Genomic DNA, 24,912 nt, shown 5'->3' on the forward strand with positions numbered 1-24,912 from the left:
CATGAGCCTGATCGCTTCCGACCAATTCCGCATCGTTGTCGGCCTCGGCAAGAGCGGCATGTCCCTGGTGCGCTACCTTGCGCGCCAGGGCGTGCGCTTTGCCGTGGTCGATACCCGTGCCAATCCGCCGGAGCTGAGCACCTTGCGTGAGCAGTTCCCGCAGGTCGAGGTGCGTTGTGGCGAGCTGGACGCGGAGTTCCTCGGTCGTGCCAGCGAACTGCTGATCAGCCCCGGTCTGGCCGTGGCCACACCGGCGTTGCAGGAGGCGGCCAAGCGTGGCGCCAAGTTGTCCGGAGACATCGACCTGTTCGCCCGCGCCGCCAAGGCGCCGATCATCGCCATCACCGGCTCCAACGCGAAGAGTACCGTGACCACCCTGGTCGGCGAGATGGCGGCAGCGGCCGGCCGCAAGGTCGCCGTGGGCGGCAACCTCGGCACGCCAGCGCTGGACCTGCTCGACGACGACGTCGAGCTGTATGTCATCGAGCTGTCCAGCTTCCAGCTGGAAACCACAGAATTGCTCAACGCTGAAGTGGCTACCTGCCTGAACGTCAGCGAAGATCACATGGATCGCTACGCCGATCTGCCTGCCTATCACCTGGCCAAGCACCGCGTGTTCCGCGGCGCGCGCCAGGTGGTGGTGAACCGTGACGACCCGCTGTCACGGCCGATGATCGCCGATCAGGTGCCGTGCTGGAGCTTCGGTCTCGGCAAGCCGGACTTCAAGCGTTTCGGCCTGCTCGAGGAAAACGGCGAGAAGGCGCTGGCCTATCAGTTCGAAGCCTTGCTGCCAGTGCGCGAGCTGAAAGTGCGTGGTGCCCACAACCAGTCCAATGCCCTGGCGGCGCTGGCGCTCGGGCACGCCGTGGGCCTTCCGATGGCGGTCATGCTCGATACCCTCAAGGGCTTCACCGGCCTGCCGCACCGCTGCCAGTGGGTCGGTGAGCGCGCGGGCGTGAGCTATTACGACGATTCCAAGGCCACCAACGTGGGCGCCGCTCTGGCGGCCATCGAAGGTCTGGGCGATGACATCGCCGGCAAGCTGGTGCTGATCGCGGGTGGCGACGGCAAGGGCGCCGACTTCTCCAGCCTGCGCAAGCCGGTAGCGGCCCATTGCCGCGCCGTGGTGCTGCTCGGCCGTGATGCCGAGCGTTTGGCGGCGGTGCTCGAGGGCGCGGTGGACATCGTTCGTGTCGATACCTTGCAGGCGGCGGTCGAGCAGGCTGCGGCCATCGCCCAGAGTGGTGATGCGGTACTGCTGTCGCCAGCCTGCGCGAGCCTCGACATGTTCAAGAACTTCGAAGAACGCGGGCGCCTGTTCGCCCAGGCCGTGGAGGCGCTCGTCTGATGCTGTCCTTCCTGCGCCCTTATCCGTCCCCGCTGTTCAGCCGCCGTGGCCTGGACATGGACTTCCCCATGCTCGCCGGCTGCCTGGCGTTGCTCGGCCTGGGGCTGGTGATGATCTCCTCGGCTTCTACCGAAGTGGCGGCGGTCAACACGGGTAGCCCGCTGTACTACATGATCCGCCACCTGGTGTATCTGGTGATCGGCCTCGGTGCTGCTGGGGTGGTGCTGATGGTGCCGCTGGCCACCTGGCAGCGGCACAGCTGGTTGTTGCTGCTGATCGCCATCGCCCTGCTGGTGATGGTGCTGGTTCCCGGCATCGGCCGCGAAGTCAACGGCGCACGACGCTGGATCGGCTTCGGTGCCTTCAACATTCAGCCCTCGGAGATCGCCAAGGTCTTCGTGGTGCTCTATCTCGCCGGTTATCTGGTACGTCGCCAGGAAGAGGTGCGCGAGAGTTGGGCCGGTTTCTTCAAACCGTTCGTGGTATTGCTGCCGATGGCCTTCCTGCTGCTGCTGGAGCCGGACTTCGGTGCCACCGTGGTCATGATGGGCTCGGCAATGGCCATGCTGTTCCTCGGTGGCGTCGGCCTGTTGCGCTTCGGCCTGATGGTGGCTCTGGCAGTGGGCGCGGTGTTCGTGCTGGTGCAGACCCAGGAATATCGCCTGCAGCGTCTGATCACCTTCACCGACCCCTGGGCCGACCAATATGGTTCCGGCTACCAGCTGACCCAGGCACTGATCGCCTTCGGTCGAGGCGAATGGCTGGGCGTGGGGCTGGGCAACAGCATCCAGAAACAGTTCTACCTGCCGGAAGCGCACACCGACTTCGTGTTCTCCGTACTGGCCGAGGAGCTTGGCCTGGTCGGTGCGCTGGCGACCGTCGGCCTGTTCGTGTTCGTCAGCGTACGGGCCTTGTACATCGGTCTGTGGGCGGAGCGCGCCAAGCAGTTCTTCTCCGCCTATGTGGCCTTCGGTCTGGCTTTCCTGTGGATTGGTCAGTTCCTGATCAACATCGGTGTGAACATCGGCCTGTTGCCAACCAAGGGCCTGACCCTGCCATTCCTCAGCTACGGCGGCAGCTCTCTGGTGATCTGCTGCGTCAGCCTGGCACTGCTGCTGCGCATCGAGTGGGAGACGCGCAATCAGCTGGGTAACGAAGACGTCGAATTCGACGAATCGGATTTCCCCGAGCCCGCCATCGGCAAGGAGGCGCAGCATGTCCGGTAACGTGCTGATCATGGCGGGCGGCACCGGGGGGCATGTGTTCCCGGCCCTGGCCTGCGCCCGCGAGTTCCAGGCGCGCGGTTACCGCGTGCACTGGCTGGGCACGCCGCGTGGTATCGAGAACGAGCTGGTGCCGGCTGCCGGTCTGCCGCTGCACCTGATCAACGTCAGCGGGCTGCGCGGCAAGGGCAAGCTGTCGCTGCTCAAGGCACCGCTGCAACTGCTCAAGGCATTGTTCCAGGCTCGCAAGGTGGTGCGTGAGCTGCAGCCGGTCTGTGTGCTCGGCATGGGTGGTTACGTGACCGGCCCTGGCGGCCTGGCCGCGCGGCTGGCTGGCGTGCCACTGATCATTCACGAGCAGAATGCAGTGGCTGGTACCGCCAATCGCAGCCTGGTGGCATTCGCCAGCCGGGTCTGCGAGGCTTTCCCCGACACCTTCGCGGCATCGGACAAGCGTCGTACCACCGGCAACCCGGTGCGCGAGGAGCTGTTCCTTGAAACGCCCCGCGATTCCCTGACCGGTCGTCGCCCGCGTCTGCTGATTCTGGGCGGCAGCCTGGGCGCCGAGCCACTCAACAAATTGCTGCCGGAGGCGCTGGCGCGGGTATCTGCCGAACTGCGGCCGGAAGTGTTCCATCAGGCGGGCAAGCAGCACGCCACGGTGACTGGCGAACGTTACACCGCTGTGGGCGTCGAAGCGCAAGTCGCGCCGTTCATCAGCGACATGGCCCGCGCCTATGCATGGGCCGATCTGGTGGTTTGCCGCTCCGGCGCGCTGACCGTCAGTGAACTGGCTGCTGCCGGTCTGCCGGCTTTCCTGGTGCCGTTGCCCCACGCGATCGACGACCACCAGACGCGCAATGCCAGCTATCTCGCGAAGGATGGTGCCGCCGTCCTTCTGCCCCAACGCTCCACTGACGCTGCCGATCTGGCAGCGCAGCTGACCGAGGTCTTGATGCACCCCGAACGACTCAAAGAAATGGCCAGCACGGCACGTCGCCTGGCCAAGCCCGATGCCACCCGTAGCGTTGTCGATGTTTGCCTGGAGGTGGCCCGTGGCTAAGTCTCCCGCAGCGGTCAAGGCAGAAGTGCGGCGCATGCGCCGCATCCGCCGTATTCATTTCGTCGGCATCGGCGGCGCTGGTATGTGCGGCATCGCTGAAGTACTGCTCAACCTCGGTTACGAAGTTTCCGGCTCCGACCTGAAAACCTCGTCGGTCACCGAGCGCCTGGAAAACTTCGGTGCCCACATCTTCATCGGTCACCGTGCCGAGAATGCCGAGAATGCCGACGTGCTGGTGGTTTCCAGTGCCATCAACACCTCCAACCCGGAAGTCGCTACCGCTCTCGAGCGGCGCATTCCGGTGGTGCCGCGTGCCGAAATGCTTGCCGAGCTGATGCGCTACCGTCACGGTATCGCCGTGGCCGGTACCCATGGCAAGACCACCACCACCAGCCTGCTGGCTTCGGTGTTCGCTGCCGGTGGCCTGGACCCAACCTTCGTGATCGGTGGTCGTCTGAACGCCGCCGGCACCAATGCGCAGCTCGGCACCAGCCGCTACCTGATCGCCGAAGCCGACGAGAGCGATGCCAGCTTCCTGCATCTGCAGCCCATGGTCTCGGTGGTCACCAATATCGACATGGACCACATGAGCACCTATGAGGGCGACTTCAACAAACTGAAGAAGACCTTCATCGAGTTCCTCCACAACCTGCCGTTCTACGGCCTGGCCGTGGTCTGCGTGGATGATCCGGTGGTTCGCGAGATTCTCTCCCAGGTGGGCCGCCCGACCGTGACCTACGGTTTCAGCGAAGACGCCGACGTGCGTGCCATCAACGTGCGTCAGCAGGGCATGCAGACCTTCTTCACGGTGCTGCGTCCGGACTGCGAGCCGCTCGACGTGTCGGTGAACATGCCCGGCAATCACAACGTGCTCAACGCTTTGGCGACCATCTGTATCGCCACTGATGAAGGCATCAGTGACGAAGCCATCGTGCAGGGGCTGTCGCAGTTCCAGGGTGTCGGTCGCCGCTTCCAGGTCTATGGCGAGCTGCCGGTCGAAGGCGGTCAGGTGATGCTGGTCGACGATTATGGCCATCACCCGCGCGAAGTCGCGGCAGTGATCAAGGCAGTACGCGGCGGTTGGCCAGAGCGCCGTCTGGTGATGGTCTACCAGCCGCACCGTTTCAGCCGTACCCGTGACCTGTACGACGATTTCGTTCAAGTGCTGGCCGATGCCAACGTGTTGCTGTTGATGGAAGTCTATCCGGCTGGCGAAGAGCCGATTCCGGGTGCCGACAGCCGTCAGCTGTGTCACAGCATCCGCCAACGCGGTCAGCTGGATCCCATTTATGTCGAACGTGGCGCCGAGCTGGCGCCGCTGATCAAGCCGCTGCTGCGTGCCGGCGACATCCTGCTTTGCCAGGGTGCCGGCGACATTGGCGGGGTTGCCCCACAACTGCTGCAAAGCCCGCTGTTCAGCGTGCAAGGTCAAGGGAAATGAGTGCCGATACTCTGAAATCTCAACTGCCGGTCGCGGCGTTCGGCCGAGTGGCCGTGCTGTTCGGCGGCAAGAGCGCTGAGCGCGAAGTCTCGCTGAAGTCCGGCAATGCCGTGTTGTCCGCGCTGCAGAGTGCGGGCGTGGATGCCTTCGGCATCGACGTGGGGGATGACGTCCTCGAGCGCCTGCTCAACGAGAAGATCGACCGTGCCTTCATCGTGCTGCACGGCCGTGGTGGTGAAGACGGCAGCATGCAGGGCCTGCTCGAATGCGCCGGTATTCCCTACACCGGCAGTGGCATCCTGGCCTCTGCCCTGGCCATGGACAAGCTGCGCACCAAGCAGGTATGGCAGAGCCTCGGTCTTTCCACGCCGCGTCATGCGGTACTGGCCAGTGCCGAGGATTGCCGCCGCGCGGCTGCCGAGCTGGGTTTCCCGCTGATCGTCAAACCGGCCCACGAGGGTTCCAGCATCGGCATGGCCAAGGTCGCCGATGTCGAGGCGCTGATCGCTGCCTGGCAGGACGCTGCCGTCTACGACAGCCAGGTGCTGGTCGAGCAGTGGATCCACGGCCCCGAATTCACCATCGCCATGTTGCGCGGCGAAGTGTTGCCGCCCATCGCGCTGGGCACGTCGCACAGCTTCTACGACTACGATGCCAAGTACCTGGCCAATGACACCCAGTACCGGGTTCCCTGCGGTCTGGATGCCGACAAGGAGGCCGAACTCAAGGCGCTGACCGCCAGGGCCTGTGAGGCCGTGGGCACTCAGGGGTGGGCTCGCGCCGACGTGATGCAGGACGCCGAAGGGCGCTTCTGGCTGCTCGAGGTCAATACCGTACCAGGCATGACCGACCACAGTCTGGTGCCGATGGCCGCGCAGGCTGCCGGTCTGGACTTCCAGCAACTGGTGTTGGCGATCCTTGCCGACAGTGTCGAGGCCCGGGGGTAATCATGAGCGCCGTCTTGCGTCATCAGCCAGGTACCGCCCGAGCGCCCATGCGCGGCAAGGCCGTGCCGCGCGGCGCCAGCCGTCTGGTGGCGAAGGAGCCGATCAGCCTGCGTTTGCCGCGACCCAATTTCAGTCTGTTCAAGCGCATCACCTGGCCGGTGCTATTGCTGGTGCTGGGTTTCGGCGCTTATGAGTTGTCACTTCGCCTGCTGCCTTACGCGGATCGGCCGATCGCCAAGATCAGCGTGGAAGGCGATCTGAGCTACATCAGCCAGCAATCGGTGCAACAACGCATTGAACCTTTTGTCAGCGCGAGCTTCTTCAGTGTCGACCTTGTCGGTATGCGTCACGAACTGGAGCAGATGCCGTGGATCGCCCACGCCGAAGTACGTCGCGTATGGCCCGATCAGGTGATGGTGCGTCTGGAAGAGCAACTGCCGATCGCCCGTTGGGGTGACGAAGCGCTGCTCAACAACCAGGGGCAGGCATTCGCGCCGAAAGAACTGGCGCATTACGAGAATCTGCCACAGCTGTACGGCCCGAAACGGGCCCAGCAACAAGTCATGCAGCAGTATCAGGTGTTGAGCCAGATGCTGCGACCAATGGGATTCACCGTGGCACGCCTGGAGTTGCGTGAGCGCGGCAGCTGGTTCCTGTCCACCGGGCAGGGGATCGAAGTGCTGCTGGGACGCGACCATCTGGTGGAAAAAATACGTCGTTTCGGCGCCATCTATAGCAAGGCGCTGAAGGATCAGAAAGACAACATCGCGCGGATCGATCTGCGCTACGCCAACGGCCTCGCCGTTGCGTGGCACGAGCCGCCGGCACCCGTAGCGGCCGAAACCGCTGCGGTGCAGTGAATCAGGAGAGAAGGCAAGAGTCATGGCAAACGTGCAGAGCGGCAAGATGATCGTCGGCCTCGACATCGGCACCTCCAAAGTGGTGGCGCTGGTGGGTGAGGTGACCGCTGATGGTCAGCTGGAAATCGTCGGCATCGGTACTCACCCATCGCGCGGCCTGAAGAAGGGCGTGGTGGTCAATATCGAGTCCACGGTGGCCTCGATCCAGCGCGCGGTCGAAGAAGCCCAGCTAATGGCGGGTTGCCGCATCCATTCGGCCTTCGTCGGCGTCGCCGGCAATCACATTCGCAGCCTCAACAGCCACGGCATCGTCGCCATCCGCGACCGGGAGGTCAGCAATGCCGACCTGGAGCGCGTGCTCGACGCCGCTCAGGCCGTTGCCATTCCCGCTGACCAGCGTGTTCTGCACACCCTGCCGCAGGATTACGTGATCGATAACCAGGAAGGCGTTCGTGAGCCGCTGGGCATGTCCGGTGTGCGCCTGGAAGCCAAGGTACACGTGGTGACCTGTGCGGTGAACGCGGCGCAGAACATCGAGAAGTGCGTGCGCCGGTGCGGCCTGGAAGTCGATGACATCATCCTCGAACAGCTCGCATCCGCTTATGCGGTGCTGACCGACGACGAGAAGGAACTGGGCGTTTGCCTGGTCGACATCGGCGGTGGCACCACTGATATCTGCATCTTCACCGAAGGCGCGATTCGGCATACCGCGGTGATCCCGATCGCTGGCGATCAGGTCACCAACGATATCGCCATGGCCCTGCGTACCCCGACTCAGTACGCCGAAGAGATCAAGATCCGTTATGCCTGCGCCCTGGCCAAGTTGGCTGGCGCTGGCGAGACCATCAAGGTGCCGAGCGTAGGCGATCGCCCGCCGCGCGACCTGTCGCGCCAGTCGCTGGCTGAAGTGGTCGAGCCGCGTTACGACGAGCTGTTCACCCTGATTCAGGCCGAACTGCGTCGCAGCGGTTACGAAGATCTGATCCCGGCAGGCATCGTGCTCACCGGTGGTACCGCGAAGATGGAAGGGGCGGTCGAGCTGGCCGAGGAAATCTTCCACATGCCGGTACGCCTCGGTGTGCCCCACAGCGTCAAGGGGCTCAGCGACGTGGTGCGCAATCCTATTTATTCGACGGGCGTTGGCCTGTTGATGTACGGCCTGCGCAAGCAGTCCGACGACATCCCGATGCCCGGCAACGGTAGCTACGGCGATGAAACTAAAACCCCGGTACTGGAACGGCTCAAACGCTGGATTCAGGGCAACTTCTAATGTTGGGCGGCGCGTGCACGGGCGTGTGCGGCGTCATCAGGCAGTAGGCGTAAAAACTAGAAAATACAGGAGAGAGACCATGTTTGAACTCGTAGACAACCTTCCGCAAAGCGCGGTCATCAAGGTTATCGGTGTCGGTGGTGGTGGCGGCAACGCCGTCAATCACATGGCCAAGAGCAACATCGAAGGCGTCGAATTCATCTGCGCCAACACCGATGCTCAGGCACTGAAGAACATCGGTGCACGCACCATCCTGCAACTGGGCACTGGCGTGACCAAGGGCCTGGGCGCTGGTGCCAATCCGGAAGTGGGTCGTCAGGCCGCTCTGGAAGACCGTGAGCGTATCGCCGAAGTGCTGCAGGGCTGCGACATGGTATTCATCACCACGGGCATGGGCGGTGGTACCGGTACCGGTGCTGCGCCAGTGATCGCCGAAGTGGCCAAGGAAATGGGCATCCTGACCGTCGCGGTAGTGACGCGTCCGTTCCCGTTCGAAGGCCGCAAGCGCATGCAGATCGCCGATGAAGGCATCCGCGCGCTGCAGGAAAGCGTCGACTCGCTGATCACCATCCCCAACGAAAAACTGCTGACCATCCTCGGCAAGGACGCCAGCCTGCTGTCCGCCTTCTCCAAGGCCGATGACGTGCTGTCCGGTGCCGTACGTGGTATCTCCGACATCATCAAGCGTCCGGGCATGATCAACGTCGACTTCGCCGACGTGAAGACCGTGATGAGCGAAATGGGCATGGCGATGATGGGCACTGGCTGCGCCAGCGGTCCGAACCGTGCACGTGAAGCGACCGAAGCGGCCATTCGCAACCCGCTGCTCGAAGACGTCAACCTGCAGGGCGCTCGCGGCATCCTGGTGAACATCACCGCCGGTCCTGACTTGTCCCTGGGTGAGTACTCCGACGTGGGTAACATCATTGAACAATTCGCCTCCGAGCACGCCACCGTCAAGGTTGGTACCGTGATCGATCCGGACATGCGCGACGAGCTGCACGTGACCGTGGTTGCCACCGGTCTGGGCGCGCGCATCGAGAAGCCGGTCAAGGTCGTCGACAACACCGTTCAGGTGGCTGCCGCTCAGTCCAGCGCTCCGGTCGCTGCGCCGATTCGCAGTGAGCAAAGCGTCAATTACAAAGATTACGAGCGCCCGACCGTACAGCGTCAGAGCCATGGTGGCGCTGCCACTGCGGCGAAGATGAACCCGCAGGATGACCTGGATTATCTGGACATCCCCGCGTTCCTGCGCCGTCAGGCAGATTGATGAAATCTATCAGGAGTATAAGGGTGATTGGTGTTCAGCAAAGGTCGGTTCTGCTATCATCGCCAGCCTTTGTTGAAAACAATTCGCACCTAGCGCTATAGCGGCCAGACCCATGATCAAACAACGCACCCTGAAGAACATCATCCGCGCCACGGGTATCGGCCTGCACTCCGGGGAGAAGGTTTACCTGACCCTGAAGCCGGCTCCGGTTGACACCGGCATCGTGTTCCGTCGCACCGACCTCGATCCTGTAGTAGAGGTCACCGGTCACGCCCTGAACGTCGGTGAGACCACCATGTCGACCACGCTGGTCAATGGTGATGTCAAGGTGGATACGGTAGAGCACCTGCTGTCAGCTATGGCTGGCCTGGGTATCGATAACGCCTACGTCGAGCTCTCTGCCTGTGAAGTGCCGATCATGGATGGCAGCGCTGGGCCCTTTGTTTTCCTGATTCAGTCGGCTGGTCTGCAAGAGCAGGACGCGCCCAAGAAGTTCATCCGCATCATCAGTGAAGTGACCGTAACGGACGGCGACAAGCGCGCCACCTTCGTTCCGTTCGATGGCTTCAAGGTGAGCTTCGAGATCGATTTCGATCACCCGGTGTTCCATGACCGTACCAAGACGGCGAGTGTGGATTTCTCCAGCACGTCGTTCGTCAAAGAGGTCAGCCGTGCCCGCACGTTCGGTTTCATGCGTGATATCGAATTCCTGCGTTCGCACAATCTGGCCCGTGGCGGTAGCGTGGACAACGCCATCGTGGTGGACGAATTCGGTGTGCTCAACGAAGACGGCCTGCGTTACGAGGACGAATTCGTCAGGCACAAGATTCTCGATGCCATTGGTGATCTCTACCTGCTCGGCAACAGCCTTATCGGTGAGTTCCGCGGCTACAAATCCGGCCATGGCCTGAACAACCGCCTGCTGCGCGCTTTGATCGCACAGCCGGAGGCTTGGGAAGTGGTCACATTCGAAGACGCCGATACCGCACCGATTTCTTACATGCGCCCAGCTGCGGCGATGTAAGGCACTCTCCTTGTTTTATCTTCAAGGCCACCTTCGGGTGGCCTTTTTTTATTCCGGTATTTTTATCGTTTTTGCAGATGCCTGCCGACATATGCAGTAGCCACGGCTACCGGCTCGGTGCATGGCGTGACAGTTTTCCGGCGGCGCTCAGGTGCTCTGATAACCGCTTGATGAGGTTTACGAATCGCTGCGTCGGCGATGGCTCGCCAGACGTTCCAGGGCCTCACGCAGGCGAGGGTCGGTGACCCCGGCGGCGGTTTCCTGGATGCTGTCAGCGGCGCTGTCGGAGAGTTCGAAGGGGCGGGGAGGCTCGCGCCTTTCGGCGGTAGGAGGTTGCACCTTGAAGAGTATTTTCGTTAAGGTCGCGAACGTTTCGAGCGCCTGCAACTGCCTTTGCAGGCGCCGCTGTTGATAACGCAGCCGGGTGGCCCAGTGGCCATCGGTGACGATTAAAAGCAGACAGCCTTCTCGCCAGGATGCCACGTGACAGTGTTCCCGGGCGGCAGGTTGTAGCTGGCTTTCCAGCAACTGCTGCAGGTGATCGATCCGCTGGGCCTGATTGAACAGGGCTTTGAGCGGCTTCGCCTCGCGCAGCAGTGCGGCAGGAGCCTTGGCCGGCAAGGGACGAAAACTCATGGCGGGAAGCCTGCAAATTCTTGGGGCCGTCATGGTAGCAGAACCTTGCTGACCACTCTGGTTCCACCTTTTTTACATGGGGATGTCATGCACATCATTTTGCTCAGTCGACGTCACGGCGCCGCACGTTCGCTCAGTCTCGATCTGCGCTGGCTGGCGATCGGCCTGGCGTTGTTGGTCGCGTTGGCGGTTGGCGGAGGTGCCGCAGTGGGCGCCTGGCTGGCACCGAAGCCTACAGGGCTGCCGGAAAGCGTCGAGATCACTCAGGCTCTCGATGCCCAGCGTGACGAAGTGGGTGCGGTGCGTATCGATGCACAGCGCCAACTGGATGCATTCGCCGCCCACGTCGCCGAGCTGCAGGCCCGGCTGACTCGGCTCGATGCTCTTGGCGAGCGGCTTACCGAGCTGGCGGAGCTGGACGCCAGCGAGTTCGATTTCTCCCTCGGCGTCGGTCAGGGTGGGCCTGAAGAGCCCATTGGGAGCGCTGCCTACGCGCCGCCACCGTTCATGAGTTCTCTGGATGAGCTGGCAATGCGCATGGACAGCCGCGAGCAGCAGCTCGAGGTGCTGGAGCAGTTGCTGGCCGATCGGCGTATCGATGAGGCGGTGATGCTCTCGGGCCATCCGGTGCTGCAGGGGTACGTGTCGTCGCCATTCGGTCATCGGGTCGATCCGCTGACCGGACGTGCCAGTGTGCACAAGGGCGTGGATTTCGCTGCCAAGGCGGGCAGCGATGTGGTCGCGGTCGGCGCTGGCGTGGTGACTTTCGCCGGGCGTCGCAACGGCTATGGCAACACCGTGGAAATCAGCCATGCCGATGGCTATGTCACGCTGTATGCGCACAACCGCAGCAATCGTGTGCAGGTCGGTGACCTGGTTCAGCGCGGTCAGGCCATCGCAACGGTGGGCAGTACCGGGCGCTCGACGGGCAATCACGTTCACTTCGAAGTCAGCCGTAACGGGCAACTGGTCAATCCGCACAGTTACATTGCGCGAGTCAGCGACGAAGAGTGATGAGGGTGGTCGCTGCCAACTTCGTGCAGCAGCCGATGGCCCTGTGCCAATAACGCCGCTTTCATCCATTCCGTTTCCGGGTAGAATGCCCCCTTCGCACGCAGCCATGAGGGCTGCATGGGCGACTCACGGGGCCGCCCTCCATCCATAGCGTGGAAGATCCTGTCGATATGTTTGCGCCTTTGTTGAAAAAACTCTTTGGAAGCAAGAACGAGCGTGAGGTCAAGCGCCTGCTCAAGGCGGTTCAGGCCGTCAATGCATTCGAGGAGCAGATGCTCGCACTCTCCGATGAGCAACTGCGCGCCAAGACCGAAGAATTCAAGGCCCGCCTGGCCAAAGGCGAAACCCTGGATCAACTGTTGCCCGAAGCCTTTGCCGTCGCCCGCGAGGCCGGCAAGCGCGTGATGGGCATGCGCCACTTCGACGTCCAGTTGATCGGTGGCATGACCCTGCATGAAGGCAAGATCGCCGAGATGCGTACCGGTGAGGGCAAGACCCTGGTCGGCACCCTGGCCGTCTACCTCAACGCCCTGGAAGGCAAGGGCGTGCACGTGGTCACGGTCAACGACTACCTGGCTCGCCGTGACGCCAACTGGATGCGTCCGCTGTATGAATTCCTCGGCCTGTCGGTCGGCATCGTCACCCCGTTCATGCCGCCGGACGAGAAGCGCGCCGCTTATGCGTCCGATATCACCTACGGCACCAACAACGAATTCGGTTTCGATTACCTGCGCGACAACATGGCGTTCAGCGTGGAAGAGAAATTCCAGCGCGAGCTGAATTTCGCCGTGATCGACGAAGTCGACTCGATCCTCATCGACGAGGCGCGTACACCGCTGATCATCTCCGGCCAGGCCGAAGACAGCTCCAAGATGTACACCGAGATCAACAAGCTGATTCCTCGTCTCAAGCTGCACATCGAGGAAGAAGAGGGCGTGGTCACTCAGGAAGGCCATTACAAGGTCGACGAGAAGAGCCGCCAGGTCGAACTCAACGAGGAAGGTCATCAGGTCATCGAAGACATGCTGACCCAGGCAGGTCTGCTGGCCGAAGGCGAGAGCCTCTATTCGGCGCACAACCTCGGCCTGCTGACCCACGTGTATGCCGGCCTGCGCGCTCACACCCTGTTCCAGCGCAACGTCGAGTACATCGTGCAGAACGGTCAGGTGATCCTGATCGACGAACACACCGGTCGTACCATGCAGGGCCGTCGCCTGTCCGAAGGCCTGCACCAGGCCATCGAAGCGAAGGAAGGCGTGAACATCCAGGCCGAGAGCCAGACGCTCGCCTCGACCACCTTCCAGAACTATTTCCGCCTGTACAACAAGCTGGCGGGAATGACCGGTACCGCTGATACCGAAGCCTTCGAATTCCACCAGATCTATGGTCTGGACGTGATGGTCATTCCGACCAACAAGCCGATTTCCCGTAAGGACTTCAACGACCTGGTCTACCTGACCCAGGAAGAGAAGTACGCGGCGATCATCAACGACATCAAGGAATGCCAGGCCCAGGGCCGGCCGATCCTGGTCGGTACCGCGACCATCGAGACGTCCGAGTACGTGTCGCGCTTGCTGGAGCAGGAAGGCATCGAGCACAAGGTGCTCAACGCCAAGTTCCACGAGAAGGAAGCCGAGATCATCGCCCAAGCCGGTCGCCCAGGCGCACTGACCATCGCGACCAACATGGCCGGTCGTGGTACCGACATTCTGTTGGGCGGCAACTGGGAAGTCGAAGTGGCGGCGCTGGAGAACGCCACTCCCGAGCAGATCGCCCAGATCAAGGCCGACTGGCAGAAACGTCACCAGCAGGTACTCGAGTCGGGTGGCCTGCACGTGATCGCGTCCGAGCGTCACGAATCGCGCCGTATCGACAACCAGCTGCGTGGCCGTGCCGGCCGTCAGGGCGATGCCGGCTCCAGCCGTTTCTACCTGTCGCTGGAGGACAGCCTGATGCGCATCTTCGCCTCCGATCGGGTGAAGAACTTCATGAAGGCGCTGGGCATGCAGGCCGGCGAAGCCATCGAGCACCGCATGGTGACCAACGCCATCGAGAAGGCGCAGCGCAAGGTCGAAGGCCGCAACTTCGACATGCGCAAGCAATTGCTCGAGTTCGATGACGTGGCCAACGAACAGCGCAAGGTGATCTACCACATGCGCAACACCTTGCTGACCGCCGACAACGTTGGCGAGACCATCGAGGACTTCCGCAAGGAAGTGTTGGACAACACCATCAACGCCCACATGCCGCCGCAGTCGCTGCCTGAGCAGTGGGATATCGCCGGTCTGGAAGAGGCGCTGTACGCTGGCTTCAACCTGCGCCTGCCGATCCAGCAGTGGCTCGACGAAGACGACAAGCTGTACGAGGACACGCTGCGCGAGCGCATCCTCAAGGAGCTGATCGAGGCTTACAACGAGAAAGAGACCCAGGCCAGTGCCGAGGCTCTGCGTACCTTCGAGAAGCAGATTCTGCTGCGTGTACTCGACGACCTGTGGAAAGACCACCTGTCGACCATGGATCACCTGCGTCACGGTATTCACCTGCGCGGTTACGCGCAGAAGAACCCGAAGCAGGAATACAAGCGCGAGTCCTTCACCCTGTTCCAGGAGCTGCTCGACTCCATCAAGCGCGATGCCATCCGCGTGCTCTCGCACGTGCAGGTTCGCCGCGAGGATCCGGCCGAGGAAGAAGCCCGTCTGCGTCGCGATGCCGAAGCCCTGGCCCAGCGCATGCAGTTCCAGCACGATGAAGTTTCCGCGCTCGAAGAGCCTGAAGCCGAAGCGCAGGATGGCGGCGATGTCGCGGTTGCCAGCGCCCCCGTGCGTGCCGAGCAGAAGATCGGTCGCAACGAGCTCTGCCCGTGTGGCTCCGGCAAGAAGTACAAGCACTGCCACGGTCAGGTCAACTGAGAACCTGAACACGACTAGCTGCGCGTCGGCCCTGCGGCGTTGAAAACAGGCTCGGAATGCTCATGTACAAAAGTACACTCCGCTTCCTCGCCTGTTTTCGCCTTGCAGGTCTCTAGCTCGCAAGGTCGTGATCAGGTTCTTTACCTGAGCTGTAAAATCCCAACGCCGCGAGGGCTAGCCTCTTCGCGGCGTTTTCGCATCGAACATGCTGTGCAATGTCACCTAATTCGAGGAGCTTCCCCATGGCTGTTGGTCTTGGCCCGCTGTCTACCCTGCACCCGGTTCCAGGTTTCGAACTGGGCATCGCCTCCGCCGGCATCAAGCGCCCTGGGCGCAAGGATGTGGTGGTGATGCGCTGTGCCGAAGGCAGCAGCGTGGCAGGTGTGTTCACCCTCAACGCGTTCTGCGCGGCGCCGGTGATCCTGGCCAAGAAACGCACGTCCGGCAGCGTTCGCTACCTGCTGACCAATACGGGCAATGCCAATGCCGGCACCGGCGAGCCGGGCCTGCAGAACGCCATGCGTACCTGCGCCAGTCTGGCCGCCCTGGCCGGTGTGGACGAGAGCGAAGTGCTGCCGTTCTCCACCGGGGTGATCGGTGAGCCGCTGCCGGTGGAAAAAATCGAGGGTGCGCTGCAGGCCGCTCTGGATAACCTCTCGGTGAACAACTGGGCCGATGCCGCTACCGGCATCATGACCACCGATACTCTGCCCAAGGGCGCCAGCCGCCAGTTCAGCCATGAAGGCGTGACGGTCACCGTCACCGGCATCAGCAAGGGCGCCGGCATGATCAAGCCGAACATGGCCACCATGCTCGGCTACATCGCCACGGACGCCAAGGTCGCCCAGGGCGTGCTGCAGGATCTGCTGCGCGATGCGGCGAACAAGTCGTTCAACCGCATCACCATCGACGGCGATACCTCCACCAACGATTGCTGCATGCTGATCGCCACCGGTCAGGCAGCGCTGCCGGAAATCACCCAGGCCAGCGGGGCGCTGTTCGCGGCCCTCAAGCAGGCGGTGTTCGAGGTGTGCATGGACGTGGCCCAGGCCATCGTGCGTGACGGTGAAGGCGCGACCAAGTTCGTCACCGTGCAGGTCAACGGGGGGGCGACGCATCAGGAGTGTCTGGATGTCGGCTATGCCGTGGCCCATTCGCCGTTGATCAAGACCGCGTTGTTCGCCTCCGACCCCAACTGGGGGCGCATCCTCGCGGCCGTCGGCCGCGCCGGTGTGGCGCAGCTCGACGTCAGCAAGATCGACGTGTTCCTCGGTAATGTGTGCATCGCCAGCAAGGGTTGCCGGGCCAGCAGCTACACCGAGGAGCAGGGCTCGGCGGTGATGGCCGAAGCGGAAATCACCATCCGCATCGAGCTGGGTCGCGGCACCTGCAGCGAGACCATCTGGACCACCGATCTGTCCCACGAGTACGTGAAGATCAACGCCGAATACCGCACCTGAGGTAGGCCATTCCCAGGCTTCGCGCGGATCGATGGTCCGCACCTGCTTGCCTCTCGAGGTTTGCAGTCGGTAGCTGGCCCCCATTCCGCTCGCGCATGGCCCCATGAGCGAGCGGAATTTGCCTTCACGGCAGGTAGCGGCGAAGCTGTCGCTCTGTTTCTTCTGACCGCCGGAGAGCGCACATGCCGCTGCAATTGCTGATAGGCAACAAGAACTACTCGTCCTGGTCGCTACGCGGCTGGTTGCTGGCCGAACTCAGTGGCGCGGACTATCAGGAAACCCTGGTGCCGCTGTTTCGTGCCGATACCCACGCGCGCCTGCAGGCCCATTCGCCGACCGCCAAGGTGCCAGTGCTCAAGACCGATGACGCCGGGGTGATCTGGGACTCTCTGGCCATCGCCGAGTACCTGGCAGAGCGCTTTCCCGAGGCTGCCATGTGGCCGCGTGATGTAGCGGCTCGGGCCATGGCGCGTTCCGTCTGCGCGGAAATGCACAGCGGTTTCGGCGCGTTGCGCAGTCATATGCCCATGGACATGCAGCGCAATACGCCGCTGGCCAGCATTGCCGATGACGTGCAGGGCGATATCCAGCGGGTCATCGCCTTGTGGGCAACCTGTCGTCAGCGTTTTGGCCAGAGTGGCCCTTATCTGTTCGGTGAACTGAGCATCGCCGACGCCTATTTCGCGCCGGTGGCCAGCCGCCTGCGTAGTTATGCCGTGCAACTGCCCAAAGATGCCGCGGCCTATGTGGAAACCATTTTTCAGTGGCCGGCGTTCCAGCGCTGGTTGCAGGCAGCCTTGAAGGAGTGAACGTGAAGCGCGTGCATGTAGCGGCAGCGGTGATTCGTGGTGAGGATGGTCGCATCCTCATCGCCAGGCGTCCCGACGACAAGCATCAGGGCGGGCTCTGGGAGTTTCCGGGGGGCAAGGTCGAGGAGGGCGAGGCCGTGCTGGCTGCTTTGTCCCGCGAGCTGCACGAGGAGTTGGGCATTCGCCCGGAAAGTGCACGGCCACTGATCCAGGTGCGCCACGACTATGTCGACAAGCACGTCCTGCTGGACGTCTGGGAGGTCAGCCGTTTCAGTGGCGAGCCTCACGGCGCCGAAGGTCAGCCACTGGCCTGGGTGAGTGCCCGGCAGTTGGGCGATTACGATTTCCCGGCTGCCAACCGGCCAATCGTGGCGGCCGCCCGTTTGCCCGAGCAGTACCTGATCACCCCGGATGGCCTGGATGGGCCGCAGTTGCTGGCGGGCATTCGCGCAGCCATCGGCCGTGGCGCGCGGCTGATCCAGTTGCGTGCCCCGGCGATGTTCGATGCTCAGTACCGGGATCTTGCCGTGGACATCCAGGGGCTGTGCGCCGGCAAGGCGCAATTGATGCTCAAGGGGCCCCTGGAGTGGCTTGGCGATTTTCCCGCTGCCGGCTGGCACCTGACGGCCGAGCAATTGCGCAAGTATGCCGCCAAGGGGCGTCCGCTGGCGGCGGACCGCTGGCTGGCGGCGTCCTGCCACAGCGCCGAGGAGTTGCAGTTGGCGGCACAGATCGGCGCCGATTTCGTCACGCTGTCGCCGTTGCAGGCGACCCAGAGCCACCCCGATGCACAGCCCTTGGGCTGGGAGCAGGCAACCGAGCTGCTGCAGGGCTTCAACCAGCCGTGTTACTTGCTCGGTGGAGTCGGCCCGCAGCACAGCGAGCAAGCCTGGCAGGCTGGCGCGCAGGGCGTTGCCGGAATTCGCGCCTTCTGGCCCGAGCAATAACCACGATCTGCTGCCTGTTTCGGGCGGCAGTACGTCTGTCCGTTTTCGCTGAGAGTTCTCCGGCCCATGGCCTCGGTCTTCAATGTCATCCTGCCGGTCTTCGCGCTGATCCTCGCCGGCTTCGCCTGTCGGCGGCTGGGTCTGCTTGGCGCCACGGCGGCGTCCGAGATAAACCGCATGGTGGTCTGGCTGTGCCTGCCGGCGCTGCTCTTCGAGGCCATGGCGACGGTCGTCTGGGAGGCGATCTGGCAGCCGGGGTTCATCCTCGCCTATGGCATCGCCACTCTGGGTATCTTCGCCGTGGTGTTGCTGTGGCGCCTGCGCCGTACCGGCAGCCTGGCCGATGCCAGCGTGCAGGGGCTGAGCGCCTCCTATGCGAATACCGGTTACATGGGCATCCCGCTGTGTCTGCTGGTGTTCGGCGATGCAGGCATGGAGCCAGCACTGATTGCCTGCCTGATCGTCATCTGCGTGCTGTTCGCCCTGGCGGTGGTGTGCATCGAAGTTGGCTTGCAGAACGAAAAGAGCGTCCTGCTGGCGGTACGCAAGGTCTCTATCGCGTTGCTGAAGAACCCCATCGTCATGGCGCCGCTGCTCGGTGCGCTATGGGCGACGACGGCGCAGCCGCTGCCCGGGCCGCTGCACCAGTTTCTCAAGTTGCTCGCCGCCGCTACCGGCCCCTGTGCGCTGATCGCGCTGGGACTGTTCCTGGCGCAGCGGCAGGAGGGCGCGCAGCAGCGCGGTATCGGCCTGGTGCTGATCAAGCTGATCGCTCATCCGCTGATCACTTGGGTGCTCGCCGTCCATGTTTTCCGCCTGCCACCCATGTGGACTCATGCCGCCTTGCTGCTCAGTGCACTGCCCACCGGCACCGGGCCATTCATGCTTGCCGAGTTCTATCGGCGTGAAGGCACCCAGGTGTCGAGTACCATCCTGCTGTCGACCCTGGGGTCGCTGGTGACGCTGTCGATCTGCCTGTATCTGATCGCCCCCCGATAACCGCTCCCGGAGCCTTTGCATGTCCGCATCCGATCACCCGTCCGGCTCCTTGCGCCCCAGCACCCTGCATCTGCCGGCGGGGCCCTGGGCGACCGTGCTCGATTGTCTGTGCGCGCACTTCCCGGCGATTTCACGAGAAATCTGGCTGGAGCGCATGGCGAGGGGCCGGGTGCTGGATGCGCAGGGCGCGCCCATCACTGCCGATCACCCCTACCGGGTCGGCTTGCGTGTGCACTATTTTCGTGAGGTGCCAGCCGAGCCGCTCATCCCGTTCGAGGAGGCGATCCTGCATGCCGACGATCATCTGCTGGTTGCCGACAAGCCTCATTTCCTGTCAGTGATGCCGGCAGGCGCCTATGTCGAGCAGACCTTGCTGGCACGGCTGGTCAAACGCACCGGCAATGCCGATCTGGTGCCGCTGCACCGGATCGACCGGCATACCGCCGGGCTGGTGCTGTTTTCCACCAATGCGCAGACGCGGGGGCGCTACCAGGCGCTGTTTCGCGAGCGCCACATCGGCAAGCGTTACGAGGCGCTGGCGGCGCCTTTGCCGCAGGTGCGGTTTCCGTTACTGCGCGAGACCCGTTTCGAGGCGGGCGAGCCGTTCTTCCGCATGCGCGAAGCGCCGGGCGTGGCCAACACCCGCACGCGCATCGACGTACTCGAACGACGCGCTGACTGCTGGCTGTACGGCCTCGAGCCGGTCACCGGCAAGAAGCACCAATTGCGGGTGCACATGGCTGCATTGGGGGCGCCGATCCTCAATGACCCCTTCTATCCCGAGGTGAGCAGCAGCGAAGGTGACCCCGACGATTACAGCCGGCCGCTCAAGCTATTGGCCCGCGGCTTGTCGTTTGCCGATCCGTTGAGCGGTGAGCCGAGGCGTTTCGAGAGCGTCCTCAGGCTTTAGCGGCCGCCTGCCAGAGCACTTCGTCGACGCCCTGGCGCCTGGCGATCAGCCGTGCCGCCACGAACAGCAGGTCCGACAATCGGTTGATGTAGGCCAGCAGCTCGCCACGCAGCGGTTCGATGGCATTGAGCTGCCCGCAACGGCGCTCGGCGCCGCGCGCGCCACTGCGGCACAGGTGAGCCTGGGCGATCAGTCGCGAGCCACCCGGCAGGATGAAGTTCGTCAGTGGTCCCACTTCCTCGTTCCAGCGATCGATGGCCGTCTCCAGGCGTTCGATCTCGACGGCCTGCAGCGCCTGGTAGTCCGGCATGGCCAGTTCGCCACCCAGATCGAACAGGCGATGCTGACAGGGCGCCAATACCTCGATCAGCTCGGCGAAACCCGGGTAGCGGGGCTGCTGCTCGATCAGCTCGGCCAGCAGCAGCCCAAGTTGGCTGTTCAGGGTGTCCACTTCGCCGATGGCTTCGATGCGTGGGTGATCCTTGGCGACCCGGCGCCCGTCGGCCAGCCCGGTTTCTCCGGCATCGCCGGTGCGTGTGTAGATTTTCGACAGTCGATAGCCCATGGGGTCTCCGTGGCGAGGGTTCAGCTACTGATACCGATGGGCAGGCGCAGGGTGAAGCAGGTGCCCTGGCCGGTGCGTGAGTGCACTTCCATCTGGCCCTTGTGATTGTTGGTGACGATGAAGTAGGAGACGGAAAGCCCCAGACCGGTGCCCTGGCCGACCTCCTTGGTGGTGAAGAAGGGTTCGAAGATGCGCTTGCGCACCGCCTCCGGGATGCCCACGCCGTTATCCTCCACCTGCACTTCGGCCCATGGCGGCGCCAGGCGTGTGCGCAGGATGAGCTTGCCAGGGACGCTGTCGTCGTCGCGCAGGTGGATGGCCTGGGCGGCGTTCTTCAGCAGGTTGAGCAGCACTTGTTCCAGTTCGTTGGCGATGCCGGGGATCGGCCCCAGTGCCGGATCGAACTCGCGCTGAATCATCAGGCTCTTGAAGTCGAAGCTTTCGGTCAGGTCGAAGTCGTTGCTGGCGATTTCCACGGCCTGGTCGATCAGCGCCGGCAACTGGCAGGGTGCCAACTGGCGGTTGCTGAGGCGGCTGAAGCTGAGCATGTGGGTGACGATCTTCGAGGCTCGCGTGCCGGCCTGCTGGATGCCGTCGAGCAGCATGGGAATCTCCCGCGCCGTCAGGTACTGATCGATGGCTGGCAGGCTGACGCCAGCCACTTCGGCCTGTTCCTGATTGCGCGGCAGTTCGGGCGACAGACGTCGACGGATGTTCTGCACGTTGTGCAGGATGGCGCCCAGCGGGTTGTTGATCTCGTGCGCCATGCCGGCGGCCAGGCCGCCGACGGAGAGCATCTTCTCCGACTGCACCATGACCTCTTCGAGGTTGAGGCGCTGGGTGATGTCGTCGATGCGGATCACCACGCCGCGGCCGATGCTGCCGATCAGCGGGTAGAAGGTCAGGGCGTAATGGTGAGGCTCGTCATCGCGGATCCAGGTAACCCGCTCGATCTTCTCCACCCGGTGCTGTTCGGCCGTGCGCTTGAGCTTGGACAGATAGGGTTTGAGCAGCGGAAAGGCGAGAAACACCGGCTGGTTCACCGCCTCGTCCAGAGAGGTGCCGGACAGGGCGCTGGCCTCCTGATTCCATTGCGCGACGTAGAGCTGTTCGTCCAGAGCGATCAAGGCCGAGGGCATGGAGTCGATGATGCTGTTGAGGTAGTTCTGGAAGCCGGTGAGCTTCTTCTCGATCTTGCTGCGGACCTGCACCTCGAGTTCCAGCTTGCGGTTCGACAGGCGGGTTTCCTCGGCCAGACCCTGGGCCTGATTGTAGGCCTCCTCGGAATCGTCACGGGCGCGCTTGAGCTGCTGTTCACGGGCCTCGATGCGCGTCAGCATGGTATTGAAGGCTTCGGCCAGGCTGCCGATTTCATCCTGATTGCCGCGCCGCGCCCGCAGCGAATAATTCTCTTCGCGGGTGACCTGGCGGGTCAGCTCTTCCAGTCGCTTGATCGGGCTGGTGACCAGGCGGCGGATCTGCCGCGCCACCAGCAGCCACAGCACCAGACTGAAGCCGAGGATCACCAGGCTGGCGGTGACGGTGCCGGTGTAGAACGCACCAGGCAATTCGCTGGAGGCGACCAGCAGCAGGTAGCCGGGTGGCGCATCGGCCTGCGGCAGCTGGACCAGCTGGTTGGCGCGAAATTCGCCCAGGCGCCAGTGGTCGAGGTCGTCGACCCGCGATGGCAGCTGCAGTTTTTCGCCGCGCTGCAACTGCGCCAGGCTGTCGCCGTTGGCGTCGTAGATCACCGCGGCACGCAGCGGCGCGTAGCCGTCCAGGCGTTTCAGCAGATCGCCTGCGGCCTGCCGTGAGCTCAGGGCTTCGTGACTCAGGGCGGGGCTGGCGATCAGTCGGCTGAGGGTTTGCAATGCCTGGGGGGCAACGCTCTCCTGAGAAATCCAGTAGGCGGCGCTGATGAAGGTCATGTTGGCCACCACCAGCACTGCCGCCAGTAGCACCAGCAGGGCAGCGAGCAGTTTACGGCCAACGGGTAGATTCTTCAGGCGGTGGCGCAGGCGCATTGGGTTTTGTCGTATTGGCAGGTAAGGGGGCAGGTTAGGGCCTGTTAACCGTTGCGCGCAAGCGTCGACGGCCCCGGTTCGGGCTCAGTGGCGCGGTAATCCGCGGCTGTGCAGATAGGCGAGCAGGCGTTGCTGCAGGGCATGCAACCGTGGCAATGACAGGCCATGGCGGTCACCCGCCGTGCAGGCGTAGCCGAGCAGATAGCTGACTTCGGTGCGCCGGCCCCCGGCGACGTCCTGGTACATGGACGAGTAATTGGCCGCGGTGGCCTCGATCACCCGCCAGACGTCGGCCTGAAGGTGTTCAGCCGCTTCGGCCTGACCGCAACCGCGCAGCAGAACCTCCAGCTCGGCACATAGCCCGTCGACGTCCTCACGGTAGCCGGCAAGCTCGCCATTGCGGCAGCCATGCAGGACGGTCAGCGGGTTGATCGCGCAGTTGAGCGCCAGCTTGCGCCACAGGCGCGCGAGAATGTCCGGGCTCCAGGTATGAGCAATGCGACTGCGCTGCAGGTCGATCAACCAGCTCGGCGCGGTGATGTCGGCGGGGTCTCCGATCCAGGTATGCCCCTGGCCGGCGAACACCACGCGCCAGTCACCGTCGCGAAAAGCCCCTTCGGTACTGGAGGCGAACAGACAACGCCGGCCGGGGAGCCTTTCGAGCACTTCGTCCTGGCTGCCCAGGCCGTTCTGCAGCAGGATCACTTCGGCGCCCGGGGCGAGGCGATGGGCGACACGCTCGATCGCGTCCGCTGCATCGTAGGCCTTGCATGCCAGGAGCAGGCGCTCGATGGGCGTGTCGTCAGCGAGGCTGCGCGCCGGGATGACGTGCTGGCTGGCGTGGTCTCCCTCCACCAGGGTCAGTGCACCCGTCTGGCGATAGGACGCCAGGCGCCGTTCATCGCGCAGGATCAGTTGCACCGGCACGCCGGCACGAGACAGGCGCGCGGCCCACAGGCTGCCCAGGCTGCCTGCGCCGAGCACGTGCCAACTCATGTGCGTGGCAGACGGACCGCGGTGACGCGGCCGCTGGCGTGGGCCTCGGGAAGCAGGCGCGCGGCGAGGTCGAGCAGTTGTTGCTGTTCCATGGGCATGGCCTTGCCATCCAGCCCGACCACGGCAATGCCGGCCTTGAGCGAGATGAAGCCTTCGCTGGTCTTGAAGGCCTTGAGGTTGAGGCCTTCATGCAGCCGCTTGAAGCTACTTGGCGAGCATTCCTGAAGGTCTTCGAGCAGGGTGATGAGGGCGAAGTGACGGTCATCCAGGCTCACCAGCACATCCAGTGGGCGCACCAGCTGTTGCAGGCGGCGGGCCACGCTGCGCAGCAGCTCGTTGTGGAAGGTCGTGCCATGTCGGGCACTGAGTTCATCGACGCCCTGCAAGCCAATCAGCAGGTAGCACAGGGCACCACCACGCGATTCCACCTGGCGCAGGCTGTCGGCCATCTTCTGCTTCAGGTAACGGGTGTTGCCCAGGCCGGTGAGGGGATCGACCAGGTTGCGTTCTTCCAGGCTGGCGATGTTCTGCAGCAGCAGGGCGTTTTCCTGCAGCAGGCGTTGCAGGGTGTTGCACAGGCGTTCGGCGGCGAACACCCGTGGCAGCAGTTGTTCGTTCATCGCCGACTTGCTGATGAAATCATCGACGCCGCGGTCGAAGGCTTCGTTCAGCACGTTCTCGCCCTCCTTGCCGGTCAGCAGGATGATGTAAGTGTAGTGCTCGGCCGCTTCGTCGAGCTGGCGCACTCGTCCGGTCAGTTCGAGGCCGTCCATTTCTGGCATCAGCCAGTCGGCCAGCAGCACGCTGGCTGGGCGTTGTTCGAGGTTGCTGATGGCTTCCGCAGCGCTACTCGCGAAGCGTACGTCCTGATAGCCAGCCTGGCTCAGCGCCCGGCCGATGATGGCACTGGAAAACTTGGCATCGTCCACCACCAGAATGCTGAGATGGGGGTTGGGCATGGATGGCACTCACAGGCAAGAAAACGGGTCGAGGGGGGGAGTAACCAATACAACGCCGAACGGTCTGTATCAGAGCGGATATAATGATCGCGCCAATTTTATCGTCAAGCCATCCGCGCGATTTGCGGAGAACTTATTCACGATCTCGCGAACTGGCGCCCAGCCGGATCAAGACTCCAGGCGAAACAATCGCAAGGAGTCGACACCGGCTTGCCCCACTCACGATAGATCGAGAATG

20 protein-coding genes and 1 pseudogene are annotated in these 24,912 nt (G+C 63.3%); 16 read left to right on the forward strand and 5 right to left on the reverse strand.

The features are described 5' to 3' along the window. Position 1: 1 nt before the first annotated feature. From murD to lpxC, 9 genes are all read left to right on the forward strand, one after another. Positions 2-1,348 (forward strand): UDP-N-acetylmuramoyl-L-alanine--D-glutamate ligase, encoded by a 1,347-nt coding sequence (murD, locus tag FHR27_RS26230; RefSeq protein WP_179539961.1) that lies wholly within the window; start codon positions 2-4, stop codon positions 1,346-1,348. Beyond that, the gene (gene ftsW, locus FHR27_RS26235) at positions 1,348-2,574 is read left to right on the forward strand and encodes a putative lipid II flippase FtsW (protein ID WP_042554916.1); all 1,227 of its coding nucleotides are present in this window, start codon (positions 1,348-1,350) and stop codon (positions 2,572-2,574) included. The genes murD and ftsW overlap by 1 nt, the downstream gene beginning before the upstream one ends. Beyond that, entirely contained in the window at positions 2,564-3,634 is a 1,071-nt protein-coding gene (murG, locus tag FHR27_RS26240; RefSeq protein ID WP_042554917.1) for an undecaprenyldiphospho-muramoylpentapeptide beta-N-acetylglucosaminyltransferase, read from the forward strand. Before ftsW ends, murG begins: the two co-directional genes overlap by 11 nt. Further along, on the forward strand, positions 3,627-5,075 hold the full coding sequence (gene murC / locus FHR27_RS26245) for a UDP-N-acetylmuramate--L-alanine ligase (RefSeq protein WP_179539962.1): 1,449 nt from the start codon (positions 3,627-3,629) through the stop codon (positions 5,073-5,075). The genes murG and murC overlap by 8 nt, the downstream gene beginning before the upstream one ends. Further along, complete coding sequence (locus FHR27_RS26250; protein WP_179539963.1) at positions 5,072-6,022, forward strand: D-alanine--D-alanine ligase; 951 nt, start codon at positions 5,072-5,074, stop codon at positions 6,020-6,022. Before murC ends, FHR27_RS26250 begins: the two co-directional genes overlap by 4 nt. Continuing rightward, complete coding sequence (locus FHR27_RS26255) at positions 6,022-6,882, forward strand: cell division protein FtsQ/DivIB (RefSeq protein WP_156152743.1); 861 nt, start codon at positions 6,022-6,024, stop codon at positions 6,880-6,882. Before FHR27_RS26250 ends, FHR27_RS26255 begins: the two co-directional genes overlap by 1 nt. A gap of 22 nt (positions 6,883-6,904) precedes the next feature. Next, a complete protein-coding gene (ftsA, locus tag FHR27_RS26260) occupies positions 6,905-8,152 on the forward strand; it encodes a cell division protein FtsA (protein ID WP_042554921.1) in 1,248 nt (415 codons plus the stop codon). 79 nt (positions 8,153-8,231) lie between these two features. Continuing rightward, positions 8,232-9,422: a cell division protein FtsZ gene (ftsZ, locus tag FHR27_RS26265; protein WP_042554922.1), complete on the forward strand. Its 1,191-nt coding sequence runs from the start codon at positions 8,232-8,234 to the stop codon at positions 9,420-9,422. Between the two features lie 112 nt (positions 9,423-9,534). Further along, a complete protein-coding gene (gene lpxC, locus FHR27_RS26270; RefSeq protein ID WP_042554923.1) occupies positions 9,535-10,446 on the forward strand; it encodes a UDP-3-O-acyl-N-acetylglucosamine deacetylase in 912 nt (303 codons plus the stop codon). A 177-nt stretch (positions 10,447-10,623) separates the two neighbouring features. On the opposite strand, the gene FHR27_RS26275 is transcribed toward lpxC, so the two are convergent. Beyond that, complete coding sequence (locus FHR27_RS26275; RefSeq protein WP_042554924.1) at positions 10,624-11,082, reverse strand: DciA family protein; 459 nt, start codon at positions 11,080-11,082, stop codon at positions 10,624-10,626. 87 nt (positions 11,083-11,169) lie between these two features. Here FHR27_RS26275 and FHR27_RS26280 point away from each other — a divergent pair, with 87 nt between their 5' ends. From FHR27_RS26280 to FHR27_RS26310, 7 genes are all read left to right on the forward strand, one after another. Continuing rightward, the gene (locus tag FHR27_RS26280; protein WP_179539964.1) at positions 11,170-12,096 is read left to right on the forward strand and encodes a M23 family metallopeptidase; all 927 of its coding nucleotides are present in this window, start codon (positions 11,170-11,172) and stop codon (positions 12,094-12,096) included. A 170-nt stretch (positions 12,097-12,266) separates the two neighbouring features. Next, on the forward strand, positions 12,267-15,005 hold the full coding sequence (gene secA / locus FHR27_RS26285; protein ID WP_042554926.1) for a preprotein translocase subunit SecA: 2,739 nt from the start codon (positions 12,267-12,269) through the stop codon (positions 15,003-15,005). 242 nt (positions 15,006-15,247) lie between these two features. Next, the gene (gene argJ, locus FHR27_RS26290; protein WP_179539965.1) at positions 15,248-16,465 is read left to right on the forward strand and encodes a bifunctional glutamate N-acetyltransferase/amino-acid acetyltransferase ArgJ; all 1,218 of its coding nucleotides are present in this window, start codon (positions 15,248-15,250) and stop codon (positions 16,463-16,465) included. Between the two features lie 182 nt (positions 16,466-16,647). Further along, complete coding sequence (locus FHR27_RS26295; protein WP_179539966.1) at positions 16,648-17,274, forward strand: glutathione S-transferase family protein; 627 nt, start codon at positions 16,648-16,650, stop codon at positions 17,272-17,274. 2 nt (positions 17,275-17,276) lie between these two features. Next, a complete protein-coding gene (locus FHR27_RS26300) occupies positions 17,277-18,221 on the forward strand; it encodes a Nudix family hydrolase (RefSeq protein ID WP_042554929.1) in 945 nt (314 codons plus the stop codon). Between the two features lie 66 nt (positions 18,222-18,287). Continuing rightward, positions 18,288-19,220 (forward strand): AEC family transporter, encoded by a 933-nt coding sequence (locus FHR27_RS26305; RefSeq protein ID WP_042554930.1) that lies wholly within the window; start codon positions 18,288-18,290, stop codon positions 19,218-19,220. Between the two features lie 19 nt (positions 19,221-19,239). Further along, positions 19,240-20,130 carry a pseudouridine synthase gene (locus FHR27_RS26310; RefSeq protein ID WP_042554931.1) on the forward strand — a complete coding sequence of 297 codons (891 nt, stop codon included), beginning with the start codon at positions 19,240-19,242 and terminating at the stop codon, positions 20,128-20,130. On the opposite strand, the gene FHR27_RS26315 is transcribed toward FHR27_RS26310, so the two are convergent. The 4 genes and pseudogenes from FHR27_RS26315 to FHR27_RS26330 all read right to left on the reverse strand — a co-directional run. Next, the gene (locus FHR27_RS26315; RefSeq protein ID WP_179539967.1) at positions 20,120-20,695 is read right to left on the reverse strand and encodes a cob(I)yrinic acid a,c-diamide adenosyltransferase; all 576 of its coding nucleotides are present in this window, start codon (positions 20,693-20,695) and stop codon (positions 20,120-20,122) included. The two genes, FHR27_RS26310 and FHR27_RS26315, sit on opposite strands and share 11 nt — an antisense overlap. A 20-nt stretch (positions 20,696-20,715) precedes the next feature. Next, on the reverse strand, positions 20,716-22,719 hold the full coding sequence (locus tag FHR27_RS26320; protein WP_042554933.1) for a sensor histidine kinase: 2,004 nt from the start codon (positions 22,717-22,719) through the stop codon (positions 20,716-20,718). 84 nt (positions 22,720-22,803) lie between these two features. After that, positions 22,804-23,715, reverse strand: coding sequence for a putative 2-dehydropantoate 2-reductase (locus FHR27_RS26325; protein ID WP_179539968.1), 912 nt, complete (start codon positions 23,713-23,715; stop codon positions 22,804-22,806). Further along, positions 23,712-24,680: pseudogene (locus FHR27_RS26330) on the reverse strand (response regulator); the annotation flags it as partial. The gene FHR27_RS26325 and the pseudogene FHR27_RS26330, both read right to left, overlap by 4 nt. Positions 24,681-24,912 lie beyond the last annotated feature (232 nt).

It is taken from the genome of Pseudomonas flavescens (assembly GCF_013408425.1).
In the GTDB taxonomy this organism is placed as follows: Bacteria; Pseudomonadota; Gammaproteobacteria; order Pseudomonadales; family Pseudomonadaceae; genus Aquipseudomonas; species Aquipseudomonas fulva_A.